The 13373-nt window shown below is 76.7% G+C and carries 8 protein-coding genes; 1 reads left to right on the top strand and 7 read right to left on the bottom strand.

The features are described 5' to 3' along the window. Window positions 1–26: 26 nt before the first annotated feature. From AB0M03_RS11590 to AB0M03_RS11560, 7 genes are all read right to left on the bottom strand, one after another. Window positions 27–881, bottom strand: coding sequence for an ABC transporter permease (locus AB0M03_RS11590; protein WP_363491034.1), 855 nt, complete (start codon window positions 879–881; stop codon window positions 27–29). Next, window positions 878–3619 (bottom strand): alpha/beta fold hydrolase, encoded by a 2742-nt coding sequence (locus AB0M03_RS11585; RefSeq protein ID WP_363491032.1) that lies wholly within the window; start codon window positions 3617–3619, stop codon window positions 878–880. The genes AB0M03_RS11590 and AB0M03_RS11585 overlap by 4 nt, the downstream gene beginning before the upstream one ends. A 92-nt stretch (window positions 3620–3711) precedes the next feature. Further along, on the bottom strand, window positions 3712–3873 hold the full coding sequence (locus AB0M03_RS11580) for a hypothetical protein (RefSeq protein WP_363491030.1): 162 nt from the start codon (window positions 3871–3873) through the stop codon (window positions 3712–3714). An 88-nt stretch (window positions 3874–3961) separates the two neighbouring features. Further along, the gene (locus AB0M03_RS11575; protein WP_363491028.1) at window positions 3962–5266 is read right to left on the bottom strand and encodes an SUKH-4 family immunity protein; all 1305 of its coding nucleotides are present in this window, start codon (window positions 5264–5266) and stop codon (window positions 3962–3964) included. Window positions 5267–5326: 60 nt separating this feature from the next. Next, window positions 5327–7132, bottom strand: coding sequence for an ATP-binding protein (locus AB0M03_RS11570; protein ID WP_363491026.1), 1806 nt, complete (start codon window positions 7130–7132; stop codon window positions 5327–5329). A gap of 80 nt (window positions 7133–7212) precedes the next feature. Then, the gene (locus AB0M03_RS11565; RefSeq protein ID WP_363491024.1) at window positions 7213–9357 is read right to left on the bottom strand and encodes an SUKH-4 family immunity protein; all 2145 of its coding nucleotides are present in this window, start codon (window positions 9355–9357) and stop codon (window positions 7213–7215) included. A gap of 26 nt (window positions 9358–9383) precedes the next feature. Next, window positions 9384–12305: a toxin glutamine deamidase domain-containing protein gene (locus AB0M03_RS11560; RefSeq protein WP_363491022.1), complete on the bottom strand. Its 2922-nt coding sequence runs from the start codon at window positions 12303–12305 to the stop codon at window positions 9384–9386. Window positions 12306–13041: 736 nt separating this feature from the next. On the opposite strand from AB0M03_RS11560, the gene AB0M03_RS11555 reads away from it, so the two are divergent. Then, a partial coding sequence (locus AB0M03_RS11555) for a hypothetical protein (protein WP_363491020.1) occupies window positions 13042–13373 on the top strand: 332 nt, incomplete at its 3' end.

The following is a 13373-nucleotide window of genomic DNA, read 5'->3' as shown; positions in this document are numbered from 1 at the left end:
GGGCGCGTTGCCCGAGTGCCCTTCGGTCAGGAGACCACGTCCTTGCGGGCGAAGCCGCGGAAGGCAAGGGCGAGGAGGACGATCGCGTAGGAGAGGGAGAGGGAGACGCCCTGGATCATGCCGCCCCATTCGAGTCGGGGTTGGAGGGCGTCGGCCCAGGCGTACTGCCAGTGGGCGGGCAGCCATTCGCGGAGGTCGCCGAGGGCGGTGACGGCGTCCAGGACGCCGGTGACGATGGAGAGGAAGACGGCGCCGCCGACCGCGCCGAGCGGGGCGTCGGTGGCCGTGGAGAGCCAGAACGCCAGCGCGGCGATGACGAGTTCGGCGAGGATCACGTAGCAGACGGCGAGGCCGAGCCGGGGCAGGGCGGTGGCGGCGGGCAGGCTGGTGCCGGTGGGCAGCTTGAGGTCGCCCCAGCCGTACGCGGCGGTGCCGACGGCCAGGCCGACCAGCGGCAGCAGCACGATCGCGGCGGCGGAGAAGGCCAGCCCGACGGTGAACTTGCGGGCCAGCAGCCGGGCCCGGGGCACCGGCGCGGCCAGCAGGTAGCGCAGCGAGGACCAGCCCGCCTCCGAGGCCACGGTGTCGCCGCAGAACAGGGCGACCGGGATGACCAGCAGGAAGCCGGTGCCCATGAACAGCAGGGTGGCGGCGAAGTTGGGCCCCGAGGAGGTGGCGAGCTCGATGAAGGTGGTGCGGTCCGGCCGGTCGGGGGTGCCGCCGATCTGGAAGGCGGCGAGGATGACGAACGGCAGCGCGGCGAGCAGCCCGCCGATCACCAGGGTGCGGCGGCGGCGCAGTTGGCGCACCGCCTCGACGCGCAGCGGCAGGGTGCGGCGGGGCGAGTAGCCGACGGCGGGGCCGGTCGAGGTGCTGCTCATGCCGGGCCTCCGATCAGGGACAGGAAGGCGTCCTCCAGGCGGCGGTGCGGACCGACGCCGGTCACCGGCACCTCCAGGCGGACGAGTTCGACGACGAGCCGGGCGGCGCTCCCCTTGTCGTCGAGGCGGACGAGGATGCCGCCGTCGGCCGGTTCCGCCGAGGCGACGCCGTCGAGCGCGGCGAGCTTCCCGGCGGCCGCGGCGAGCTCCTCGGAGCCGTACCCGGGCCCGGTGGAGACGAGCAGCTGCTCGCCCGCGCCGACGATCTCGCCGACCGCGCCGGCGGTGACGAGGCGGCCGCGGTCCATGACGACGAGGTGGGTGCAGCTCTGTTCGACCTCGGACAGCAGGTGGCTGGAGACGATGACGGTGCGCCCGCCGGCCGCGTACCGGATCATCACCTTGCGCATCTCGCGGATCTGCGGCGGGTCGAGGCCGTTGGTGGGCTCGTCGAGGATCAGCAGGTCGGGCAGGCCGAGCATGGCCTGGGCGATGGCGAGGCGCTGCCGCATGCCCTGGGAGTAGGTCCGGACGGCACGGTCCAGGGCCTCGCCGAGGTCGGCGATGGCGAGCGCCTCCTCCAGGTGGGCGTCCTCGGCGGGCCGGCCGGTGGCCTGCCAGTACAGCTCCAGGTTGGCGCGGCCGCTGAGGTGCGGCAGGAAGCCGGCGCCCTCGACGAAGGCGCCGACCCGGGAGAGCACGGGCGCGCCGGCGCGCACCGCGTGCCCGAAGATCCGGATCTCGCCCTCGTCTGGCCGGATCAGGCCCATCAGCATGCGCAGGGTGGTGGTTTTGCCGGCGCCGTTCGGGCCGAGCAGACCGACCACCTGGCCCTGTTCGGCGCGGAAGGACAGCTCGCGGACGGCGTACCGGTCGGCGGCGCCCTTGTAGCGCTTGCTGAGGCCGGTGATCTGCAGCGGGACACCGGCCAGCGCCGGGTCGGCGGGCAGCTGCGGTCGGCGCCGGCGGCGCAGCAGGAGCAGGGCGGCCGCGGCGGCGACGGCGAGCAGCGGCAGCACCCAGACCCGGGCGGGCAGCGGGGCGGCCTCGGTGTGCAGGCCGGCGACGGTGGGGGCGGCGAGCGGCCCGTCCACGGAGACCGTGTAGGTGGCGGGCTGCGCCGGGGAGGCGTACGCCAGGTCGGTGGAGGCGAGGACGAGCCGCAGCCGGTGCCCGGCCGGGAAGGAGTGGTCGACGGCGGGCAGGGCGATCTGCACGGTGCGGCCGCCCGGCGCGTCGGCGCCGGTGACCCGCAGCGGGGCGACGAGCTGCTGCGGCAGGGTCTGCTTGCCGTCCGGCCCCAGGTCGTAGAGCTTGGCGAACAGCACCGCGTCGGGCCGGTCGGCGTGCACGGTGGCGGAGACCCGGGCCTGGCCGGTGAGGTCGAGCGGGGCGGTCAGCGGGGCGGAGTCGAAGGCCGCGTACTGGCCGGGGAAGTCGAGGGAGAGGCCGCTGCCGAGGGCGGCGGCCTGGGAGAGGGCGCCGATCCCGGGGACGGTGGAGATGTTCGGCGGGGCGCCGCCGGGCGGGTTGGCGATCGTCTGCTCGCGGCCGGCGAGTTCGATGCTGCGGGTGGCGGTGCCGCCGAGGCCGGGGTACGCGTCGGCGTCGGCGCCGCGCAGCACGGCCTGGAAGCCGGTGGAGTCGACGCCGCCGGTGCGGGTGACCCGGAAGGCGGGCCCGGTGTCGGCGGCCCTGCCGGCGAGGTGGCGGTCGAACCAGGCGGTGACCCGGGCGTCGGTGCGCTCGCTGCCCTCGGTGCCGCCGTCGTGCCCGCCGGCGAACCAGTCGACGGCGACGGGGGCGCCGTTGGCGGCGACGGCCTTCGCGATCCGGTCGCCCTGGTCGAGCGGGAAGAGCGAGTCCTGCTGGCCCTGGACGACCAGGGTGGGCACCTTGATCCGGTCGGCGACCGAGGACGGACTGGACTTGTCCAGCACCGCGACGGCCTCCGCATCCGGGCGGCCCGCCGCGGCGACCCGGTTGTACATGGCGCAGAGCTCGTCGAGGAAGCGGCCGCAGCCGACCGTGCCCTGCTGTCCGTCCCGGGGCCCACCGGTGGGGGCGCCGGCCGAGCCGGTGGTGAAGAACAGCCCGGCCCAGAGCTTCTTGAAGACGCCGTCGGCGGCGGTCGAGCCCTGGACGGCCTGCGGGAAGAGCGCGTCGGCGAGGTTCCACCAGGTGATCCCGGCGGCGACCGCGTCGATCCGCGGGTCGTACGCGGCGCCGAGCAGGGCCGCCCCGCCGCCGTAGGAGGCGCCGGTGATGCCGACCCGCGGGTCGCCGGCCCTGTCGAGCTGCACCTCGGGCCGCTTCGCGAGCCAGTCGACGAGGTGGACGACGTCCTGGATCTCGCGGTCCGGCGCGTCCAGGCCGATCCGGCCGCCGGACTGGCCGAAACCGCGGGCGGACCAGGTCAGGACGGCGTAGCCGGAGCGGGCGAGCTGCCGGGCCCGGTCGCGTTCGCCCTCCTTGGAGCCGCCGAAGCCGTGCGCCAGCAGGATCGCCGGGCGCGGGGAGGCGCCGGTGGTGAAGAACGAGGTGTCGATCCGGACGGTCGCGCTGCCGCCCGGGGTCTCGGGCATGGTGAGGAAGCGGTCCTCCTGGCGCACCTCGGGCCCGGAACCGCCCGCGGCGGTGCCGATCGCCCCCACGACGACCAGCACCGCCGCAACCACCCATGCCACCAGCGCGCGCCGTCCCAGCCGGCGGCGGCGCCGGGCCCACCCGAACCCCATGGCCACCGACCCTAACCCCGGTCGGGGTAGGGAGCCCGTAAAGGGCGCGATCACGTCAGCCGCGCCGGTCGTTCGGATGCGGCCCGGCGGGGTCAGGCGGTCCTGACCGCCATGAGCAGGCCGGTCGACCAGGCGAGGCGGACCGTCCGGAAGTCCTGACGATCCGTCAGATCGTCGATGATCCGCCGGACGGCCGCGGTGTGCTCGGCGGGCCATCCGCGCACGGTGCGCGCGGCAGCGTCCGTCGTCGCCACTGCGGTGCTCCTCGTGTCCGTCGTGTCTGCAGCGTTCAGTGGACGAGCAGGGCGGCGTCGGGCACGGGCCGGGCGGTCCCTCCGGGATTCACAGCAGGCCGTCCCACATCTGCTCGACGACGACGGCCCACCAGTTCTCCGGGTCCTGGAAGACGGTGGGGTCGAGGGCGGCGAGCTGCTGCTGGAAGGCGTCGGTGGCCTCGGCGGCGGCGTGCGGGTCGAGGCCGACCCGGGCGGGGCGGTGGGCGGCGAGGAGCGCGAGGCAGCGCACGTACGCCGGGAGGTCGCGGTTGAGGTAGCGGCCCGTCCCGTTGTCGGGGTCGACCGCCCAGATGCGGCCGATGCCCTGGCCGGTGCCGGTGCCGCCGTCGCCGCACTGCACGGCGACCAGGGCGTGGCCGTCGGTGCCGAGCAGCACGTACTCGGCCAGCAGCGCGCGGGCGGCGTCGGGGACGCGGCTGCCGCGGCCGGTCGCGGCCAGGTGGGCGGCGACGTCCGGCAGGCCGGGCAGCACCTCGAAGAAGCCGTCGACCCGGGCGGGCAGGCCGGCCCAGACCAGGGTGGCGCCGGCGGCGTCCGGGAGGGCGGTGGCGGCGGTGTCGTCGGCGTCGAAGCGGTGCACGCCGTCGGCACCGAACTGCTCGGCGAGGCGGCGGCCGAGGGCGGCGTCCCGCTCCGGCGCGGCGGCCTCGACGGCGCGGGGGAACGGTGCCCGGTTGGGCCGCGGCGGCACCGGGCGGCCGGCCTCGCGGAACAGCTTCTCGGTGGCGTCGGCCAGCGCGCGGACACCGGCGGCGCGGCGGTCGAAGCGCGGGCCGTAGTCGTGACCGTACGAGAAGGTGGCGACCGGCAGTTCGGCGAGCAGCGTGGCGGCGCAGTACCCGCCGGGGAGTTCGCAGGGACGCAGGTCGGTGTGGACGGCGAGCACGTCCTCGGGCCGCACGCCCTGCTGCTGCAGGGTCCGCCAGGCGTGCACCTCGGGGTGCCGGGTGCCCGGTGCGGACATCCGGAAGAGGCTCTGCTCCTCGCCGTCGGCGTCGCGGTAGGTGAGCACGGCGGTGGCGCCCGGCCCGGTGGCGAGCGGCCGGTCCGGGTCGTACGTGCCGGCGCCGAGCTTGTCGCGGTAGAGCCGGACGACCTCCTCGACCGGCACCGACGGCCAGGTGGTGAGCTCGCCGGTCTCCCGGTCGACCACGGCGCAGGCCGAGCCGATCTCGGCGGGGGCCCGCCGCTCGCCCTCGGGGGCGCCGGCCTCCGCCGCCTCCGCGGGCTCGGCCCACAGCACCCAGCCCAGGTCGAACTCGTGGACGCCGACGGTGCGCCACTGCTCCTCCGGCAGGTCGCCGTTGAGCCACCGATGGGCGGCCTCCATCGCCTGCTCACGGGTCGTCACGCGCTCGTTCTCCTTCGGAGCCGGAGGGAAAGGGTCCACGGTGGTCGTCCGCGGACGGGGTCAGAGGACGGCGGGCAGGGCCAGGCGCAGTGCCGCGACACCGGTGGCGTCGGCGAGCAGCAGCACGCCGTCCGGGGTGATGTCCACGCCGCCGAGCGGCCCGGCGGAGAGGAACGCCGCGATCGGCCCGCCCTCTCCGCGCGGCCAGATCCGCACGTAGTCGCCGCCGACGGCGAGCCGGACGGGGCAGGCCTCGCGCTGCTCGTCCGTGGGGCGGTCCAGCTGCTGCGGGTCCACGGCCACCGGCTCGCCGGTCGCGGCGTCGAAGGTGTGCAGGGCGGGGTCGCCGCCGGGGACGTAGGCGGCCAGCACGGCGGTGCCGTCGGGTGCGGTCGCCGCGGTGACGGCGGTGACGCCGGGCAGCGGCCGCGTCCACAGGGTGCGCCAGGGCAGGGCGAGACCGAAATCGGGAGCGGGCAGGCCGTCCTGGCGGCAGGCGTGCTCCAGCAGCCCGGCCCGCAGACCGGGGCCGGCACCGTGGCGGGTGAACAGCGGGGCCAGCCGGAGCCAGGTGCGGGCGAGCGGCGGCAGCTCGGTACCGGCGGCCGCCAGGTGCTCGACGGCGGCCCGCAGCCGGACCTGTTCGGCGTGCAGCAGGAAACCGGGATCGGCCAGCAGTTCGGGCAGCATCCCGCCCTCCAGGGCGTGCCCGGCCAGCTGCTCGCGGACGTACGCCGGGGCCGCCGCCCAGCGGTCGGCGCCGCCGTCCGCGTCGCCCGCACCGGCGGCCAGCGCGACGGCGATGCGGCGCTGGGCCTCACGGACGGTGGTGCCGAACCGCTCGCGCAGCTCGTCGGCGACCGCGGGGTGCACGATCCGCACGGACGGGTCGGTGTCCTCCCCGACGAGTTCGAAGAACGGGAGCAGCAGGAGCCGGCCGGCGGCGAGCGCCGGGCCGAGGTCCCTGCCGGCCACGGCGGAGGCGAGCCGCCCCCACAGGGCGAGCGGCAGCGGCGCACCGGGGCCGGCCAGGGCGAGCGGGGCCAGCAGCCGGCGCAGCGTCAACTCGTCCGTGCCGCAGCGTTCGGCGTGCAGGTCGAGGGCGTCGCCGACGGTGCGCGGCAGCGGCGTCCCGCCGCCGGCGTCCCGGGCGGCCCGCTCCGACCAGGCGGCGAGCCGCACCACCAGCGGGCCGGCCGCCGTCCGGGCCAGCCGTGCCGCGGCGGCGGGGTCGTCGAGGGTGTGCTCTGCCTGGAGCAGCAGGCCCGCCGGGTCGGCCCACGGCTCCTCGTCCAGGTCGACGACCCGGAGCGTCCCGGCGGGTGCCCGTTCCGCCAGCCACCGGGCCTCGGCCCGCGGCACGTCGGCCAGCAGCCGCAGGCCGGGGGCGGCGGCGAGCGGCAGCAGCACCTCGGCCGCGATCCGCGCGGGCTCGCCGGACGCCGGCAGCACCCCGGCCCGGTCGACGTCGGCGACGACGACGGCGGCGGGCCGCTCGCGCGGCTCGGCCAGCAGGCGGGGGATCTCGTCGGCGCGCCCGGCCCCCGGGGCGAACTCGTCGGCGACCAGCCAGAGCAGCTGGTCGGCGGTCAGCCCGGTCGCGTCGAACACCGGCGGCGCGGGCAGGTCGCCCGGCGGCACGGTGGCCGGGTCCAGCACGCCGGTGTCGATCCGCTTGCGGTACTCCGGGTCGCAGAACATGAGGAAACCGGTCAGCAGCCGCGAGCGGCCGCTGCCGCTGCTGCCGGTGACGAGCACCGTACGGGGTGCGCCGTCCGCACCGGTCCGCCAGGCCGCCAGGGCCCGCAGTGCGGCTGCCCGGCCGCCGATGTGCGGGTGGGGCTGGTAGGTGGTCGGGTCGGTCACGTCGGTCTGCTCCGGGTCTGGAGAGGGCTGGAGAGGAGTGGTCGGGTCGGTGTCGGCGGAGGTCGGGCCGGGGCGGCGGGCTACCAGTTGTCGGGTTCCATGACGTACTCCCAGGACTCCGACCCGGCGGCGTCGGGGTCGACGCCGCCGAGCCACACCCGGAGCTCGTCGATGACCTCGTAGCGGTCGGGGCCGCCGGTGCGGTAGGCGTCCGCGTACCGGGCCTGGAGGGCGGCCATGGTGAGGAAGGACCCCAGGGTCGTCCCGGCGAGCGGCTCGGCCGGGTGGGCGTGGTCCGGGGAGTCGGCGGGGATCATCCGCAGGACGCGGCCGGTGGCGCCGTCCAGCAGCAGCGGGGCGCCCATCCACTCGCCGAGGGCCAGGAACGGGCCGCTGTCCTTGGGCTGTTCGTTGTCCGGGACGGACTCCCACGGCCGCACCGCGAGGCTCCGGGAGGTGACGCGATCGAGCCACAGACCGATCTGCCCCTCGACGAAGGGCACGCCGGTGCCGGTGAGGAGCTCCCGGGTGGGCGCGTGGGTGACCGCGTCGGGCACCTCGTCCGGCTGCAGGCGGTGGACGTTCCCGGGACCGTAGGTGCGCTCCAGCAGGCCGCGCAGGTCGGCGACGGCCGCCGGGTCGTACGGGCGCGGCAGGGCGCGCCCGGGCGGGCCGACCGCCGGGGACGGGCAGCAGCGGGGCCCCTCGGGCAGCAGCGCGGTGTCGACCCGGACCGCGTAGGCGCCGCGCCGGTCGGCGAGGACGACGAGGTCGCCGACGACCCCGGCGCGCTCCGCGTCGGGGTGGTGCAGGACGCCCGCCGACCGGCCCTCGGCGTCGAGGAGTTCCGACCACTTCCACTCCGGCCGCAGCCCCCCGGCCTCCTCGGGGACGAGGTCGGGGGCCTCCGTGCCCGGGGCCAGCGGCCCGGCGAGGAGCTCGCCGGCGGCGGCGTCGCGGACGAGGCGGAACCCGGCCTCGTCGGTGGTGACGACCGCCGGCCGGCCGCCGTACGAGGCGGCGGTGACCGCCTTCAGGCCGGACCGGTGGCGCACCGCGGGGGCGGTGAAGTCGCCGGCCGGCCGCCAGTGGGACCACACGGTGCGGAACGGCAGCGGCTCGGGGCACGCCCCGGCGAGCTCCTCCGCACGCTCGGACTCCCCGCGGGCGAAGGCGTCCTGGGCCAGCCGGGCGACCCATTCGCCGTGCGGCGTGCCCGGCCGGACCAGCTCCAGCAGGTAGTGCAGGGCGGCCGCGCGGCTGTCGCGGACGAAGCCGTCCGGGTAGCAGGCCCGGAAGGCCTCCGTCAGGGGTTCGCGCGGCACTCGGGCCAGGGCCCGGGCGTCGGCGAGCAGGTCGTCGAACCGGCCGGCGGCCGCCGCGTGCCCCGGCAGGGAGCGCGCGGCCCAGTCGGCGAGCGTGGCGCCGCCCAGCAGTTCGTCGGTCAGCGCCGCGTCGATCCGGTCGGTGCCGGACCCGCGCAGGGCGGCCGCGAGGGCTCCGTCGGCGAAGCCGACCGTGCCGTCCTCCTCCCGCACCAGGTAAGGGAGTTCGGCCGCCCGGGTACGGAGCTCGTCCGCGGTGGCGGGCACACCGGCCGCGCGGCAGAGCACCGCCCAGCCGTCGACCGGGATGCGCCGCAGCTGCGCCCCCGCGAGCGCCCGCAGCGCCGCGAGCACGTCCGCCGGCACGGCGGACTCCAGTCCGCGCAGCACGTCCGCGGTGCCGCCGCCCTGCAGCACGACCGCCTCGGCCCGGTACCTGGGCGACCTGGCGTCCGGCAGTTCGGGCACCTCGTCCTGCTCGACGACCAGCCGCAGCTTGCTCTTGGCGGTGGCGAGCGCCAGCGAGCGCACGATCTCCTGCAGCAGCCGCGGCTCGCCGCCCCGGACGAGCGTCCCCGCGAGGTGGGTGTTGGCGAGCAGGATCGTCCGCGGCCGCTTCTCCTTGCCCAGGAGCCGGACGAGTTCGCCGAGGTCGCCCGGGACGGGCCCGCGCTGCAGGCCCGTCAGGTCGAGCAGGTCGCGGACGACCTGCTCCCCGCTGCGGCCGGCCGCGTCGAGGTGCAGGGCGTCCGGGAACTCCTCGGCCAGGGCCGCGAGGACGCCGCTCTTCCCGCTGCCGGCCGCCCCGCACACGTACACCCGGCCGGGCTTGTCGTCCCGCAGCCGGGCAGAGATCTCCCGGACCGCCCGGTCCGCGGTCGTCCGGTCGGGATCCGCCACTGGGTCGCTCCTTCGTCCGTGCTCGGTCACTCGCTGGTGTCCATGGCGTCCTGGGTGTTCAAGGCATTCTGCTGGACGAGCGACCAGGTCTCGCCGACCTTGGCCACGTAGTTGCCGAAGTCGCGGTTCATCAGCTGCCGCGGGGTGGCCTTGCCGGGCTCGCCGGTGGGCCCGACCACGTCGCCCTTGCGGTAGCCGGTGGCGTAGTGGATCGGCACGCCCGCGTGGTCGTCGGCGAGGTAGCCCGAGCAGTCGGCGTGGCCCTGGCCGCGACCGCAGGGCTCGCGCTCGGTGTAGAGGCTCAGCACCTCGTACTTCTGCCCCTCCGGCCGCGACGCGTTCAACCGGTCCATCCACCCGCCGAGGTGGGTCTCGGAGTGGAGCGGTGTGACGCCCTTCCGGTCGCCGCCGCTGGCCGGGACGGAGCTGTCCACGACGTAGCTGATCTCCTTGGTCACGGGGTCGTAGACCTCCATGACCGCGTAGTTGCGTCCGCTGAAGTCGGGACGGTGCGTCCCCTGGGCCTCCAGGACGGCGGTGATGCTCTTGGCGGCGAACGCCTCCTTGATCGCCTCCTTGGAGTCCGCGTAGTCGTCGGACTGCTTCAGCGCGACCTCGGAGGTGGTCTTCTCGTGGTCGACGACACCGCGGGAGCGCGGATCGGTGCTGCCCTTGGGCAGGTCCTTGCCGTCCTGGTCGACGCCGGTCTTGCCCTCAGCGTCGGACGGGGCGTACGGGAAGTCCCTCTGCTCCGGGCTCATGCCGACGCCGTGCTGCTCGTGGAACGAGTGGCTCATGCGGCCGAGCGCGGCCACCACGGCGCCCTGTTCGCCGGGGTGCATGTCGCCGAAACCGGGCAGCGCCTGGGCCAGGTCCGACCGGCGGAAGGTGTACGCGTCGTCGCCCTCGGTGAGGTGCAGGACGTACGCCAGGCTCTGGTCCTCGTCCGTCGCCCACTCGTGCAGCTTCTCGTGGACGTGGTCCATGTCGACCTGGCGCACGTCGTTGGTGTCCCGCAGCTGCTGCTGGCAGTCGTCGCCCTGGACGCCGTAGATGTCGTCGTCGCGGTCCTCGCGGTCGGCGAGGCGTTCGTGCTCGGTGCGGGCCGGCTCGTGGATCGGGTGGTCGGGGTCGTCCTTGTGCTTCTCCGCCAGCGACTGCTCGTCCTCGGCGTCCTTCCCGTGCTCGTGCTTCTCCTGCTTCTTCTTGCCGGCCGGGTCCTCGGGACGCCGGTCGGCCTCCCCGTCCCGGCCGGGCCGGTCGCCGGTGCCGTCGCCGTGCCGGTCGGCCGGGATCGGCTTGCGGTCCGCGTCGAGCGGGATGGCGAACACCCCGTGGTCGCCGTTGTGCAGCGGCTTGTCGCTGCGGGCGCCGGTCTGGTTGTCGAGGTAGACGATCTTGCCGTTGTGGTTGACGACGTTCCAGGCGTGGGCCCGGCCGTTGGCGTCCTGCGTGACGATGACGGCCTGGGAGCCGTGCCCGGACTGCCGGAGGGTGTCCTCCAGGCGGTGGAACGCCTGGTCGCCGTTGCCCAGGTCCCGGAAGGGCGCACCGAGTTGACGCTCGGCACGGTCGCGGCCGCCGCGCTCGCCGTCCGGGCTGCCGTCGTCGGTGCGGGCCGCCGCGGCCGTGGGGTTGCCGCTGTACGTGTCGGCGCTGGAGAGCGCCACGTCCAGGCAGTTGTTGTCGCGGCCGGGCTCGCGGTGCCCGTCGCCGTTCACCGCGCCCGGCCAGTCCCCGTACGGGTCGGGGTGGCGCTGCGGGGTGCCGTCCGGGTTCCGCGGGATGCGCCGCTCCAGCTCCTGCTGGTGGTGCTCCTCGACCCTGGCCAGGCCGCCGGGGGTGTCGTACGGGCGGCTGTCGGAGAGCGGGCGCTCGTGCGCGGGGGTGTCGGCGTCGGCGTCCGGACGGGTGTCCTCGTCCGGGCGGGTGTCGGCGTCGTGGTGGGCGTCTGCCTCGTGGTGGGCGTCGCCGTCCCGGGACGGGTCGTGCTCGGACTTGGCCTGGTCGTCGGACTTGGCGGCCTCGTCGGGCTTGGCCTGGTTCTCGGGCTTGGCGTGGTTCTCGGACTTGGCGGCCTCGTCCGGGCGTCCGTGATCGTCCGTACGGGCGTCCGGGCGCGGCGCGGTGGTGGCCGGGCGGTCCGCGGACGGCCGCGGGTCCGCACTGCGCGGGTCCCCCGTCCGGGGGTCCGGGCGGGAGGGCCGGTCGGCGTCCGGGCGCGGTGCGGCGGCGGGCCGGTCCGTGCCGGGACGGTCGGTACCGGGCTGCCGGCCGAGACCGGTCGGGCGGTCCCCGTGGTCCGGGCGGCCCGTGGACTGGCCGGGGACGGTGGTCGGCCGCCCGGTCGAGGGGCCGTCACCGGCGGTGCCGGGCACGGGGCCGCCCTGCCGCGGCGGGGTACCGGCGGTAGGCGCCCCGGAGGCGGGAACGCCGGAGCCCGGCACGGGTCCGGTCGCGACCGGGCCGGTGGTGGGCGTGCCGGAGTTCTGGCCGGTCGGGCCGGGGTGGGCCGCGGTGTCCGGGCCCGCGGTCGGGGTGTGGGTCGGCGGTGCGTCGGCCACCGCGGTGGACGCCGTCTCCACCGTGGCGAGGTGCGGGCCGTCGGAGGAGGGGGTCGGACGCGAGTGGTCCGGGCCCGCGGACGGCACCGCCGCGGACGGGACGTGCGGCACACCACCGGTCGGCACGCCGCGTCCGTCACCACCGCCGTGCGTGCCGGGCGTCGGGTCAGGGGTGGGGGCGGCCGCCGGTGTGCGGTGGTCCGCCGCCGGGGTGTGCGCGGGGCCGGAGCGGTCCTGCTGCCCGGGGATGTCCGCAGCCGGGCGGGACGCCGGGCCCTCGGACGCGTGGGCCGGTGCCGGAGCGTCCCCGCCGCGGACGGGGCCGTACGCGGGCCGGTCGCCGCCGTGCGAGGGGGCCGCCGAACCGTCGTCGCCGCCCCGCACCGGGCCGTACGCCGGACCGGGCCGGGACTCGCCGGAGTGCGCCGGCGCGGGGGCCGAATCCGGGGTGGGGTGGCTCGACGCCGGGCCGGGACGCGAGTCGGGCGTGCCGTGCGGAGGAACGGACGCTCCATCACCACTGCTGTGCGGCACCCCGGCGTGGGAGGGCGCGGCGTGGGACGGTGCGGCATGGGACGGTGTGCCGTTGGACGGCGCGGGTGCGGGTGCCGAATCCGGCGTCGGGTGGGCAGGGGCCGGACCGGGGCGGGGCGTGTCCGCACCCGACCGCTCCGAGGGGCCGTCGCCGCTGCGCACCGGTCCGTCCGAACCCTCGTGCCTGGCAGGAGCCGGACCGTCGGAGCCCGGAGCGGGCCGACCGTCCGTCCCCGTGTGCGCGGGCGGCGCGTCCGCACCACGGCCGTCACCCGCCGAAGGCGCGGGACCGTCCGAGGAGGGCGTCGGACGGCCGTCCGTCCCCGTGTGGGCCGGAGTCCCGGTGTCGGCGCCCGCCGACGGGGTGTGCGAGGACGAGGGCGGCGGGGTGCCGTCGCCACCGGCAGGCGTGTGGTTCGCCGCGGGCGCCGGGGCGGGATCGGAGGTCAGGCGCGTACCGAACGGGTCCGTCGGCGCCGAACTCCGCCCGTCGCGGCCGTCGTTGGCATGCGGGGTCGAGGAGCCGCCGTCGTTCCGGCCACCCGTTCCGGAGTCACCGTTCGACCCCGACGAGCCCGAGGAACCGGTGCCGCTGGCGGAGGAGCCACTGCCCGAGGACCCGCTCCCGGACGAACCGCTGCCCGACGAGCCACTGCTGCCCGACGAGCCGGCGGAACCGCTGGAGCCGGTCGAGCTACCGGAGCCGGAGCCCGAGTCGGAACCCGAGGATCCGGAAGATCCCGACGTACCAGTGGAGTTGGAAGATCCGGACGACCCGGACGACCCGGACGATCCCGAGTCGCCGCCACCGCTCCCGCTGCCGCTCTCGCCGCTGCCGCCGCTCTCGTGCCCGCCGCCCGAGCTGCCGCTGCCGTGCCCGGCCGCGTTGTCCAGGTGGTGCCGAGCCGCACCACCCGC

It is taken from the genome of Kitasatospora sp. NPDC051914 (assembly GCF_040680995.1).
Taxonomy (GTDB): Bacteria; Actinomycetota; Actinomycetes; order Streptomycetales; family Streptomycetaceae; genus Kitasatospora.
The sequence above is the reverse complement of the archived record's forward strand: the minus strand, read 5'-3'. Positions and strand labels throughout refer to the sequence as shown.

Excerpts from the sequence above, each read along its gene's own strand:
- AB0M03_RS11590 (WP_363491034.1), bottom strand. The coding sequence starts at position 881 with ATGAGCAGCACCTCGACCGGCCCCGCCGTCGGCTACTCGCCCCGCCGC.
- AB0M03_RS11585 (WP_363491032.1), bottom strand. The coding sequence starts at position 3,619 with ATGGGGTTCGGGTGGGCCCGGCGCCGCCGCCGGCTGGGACGGCGCGCG.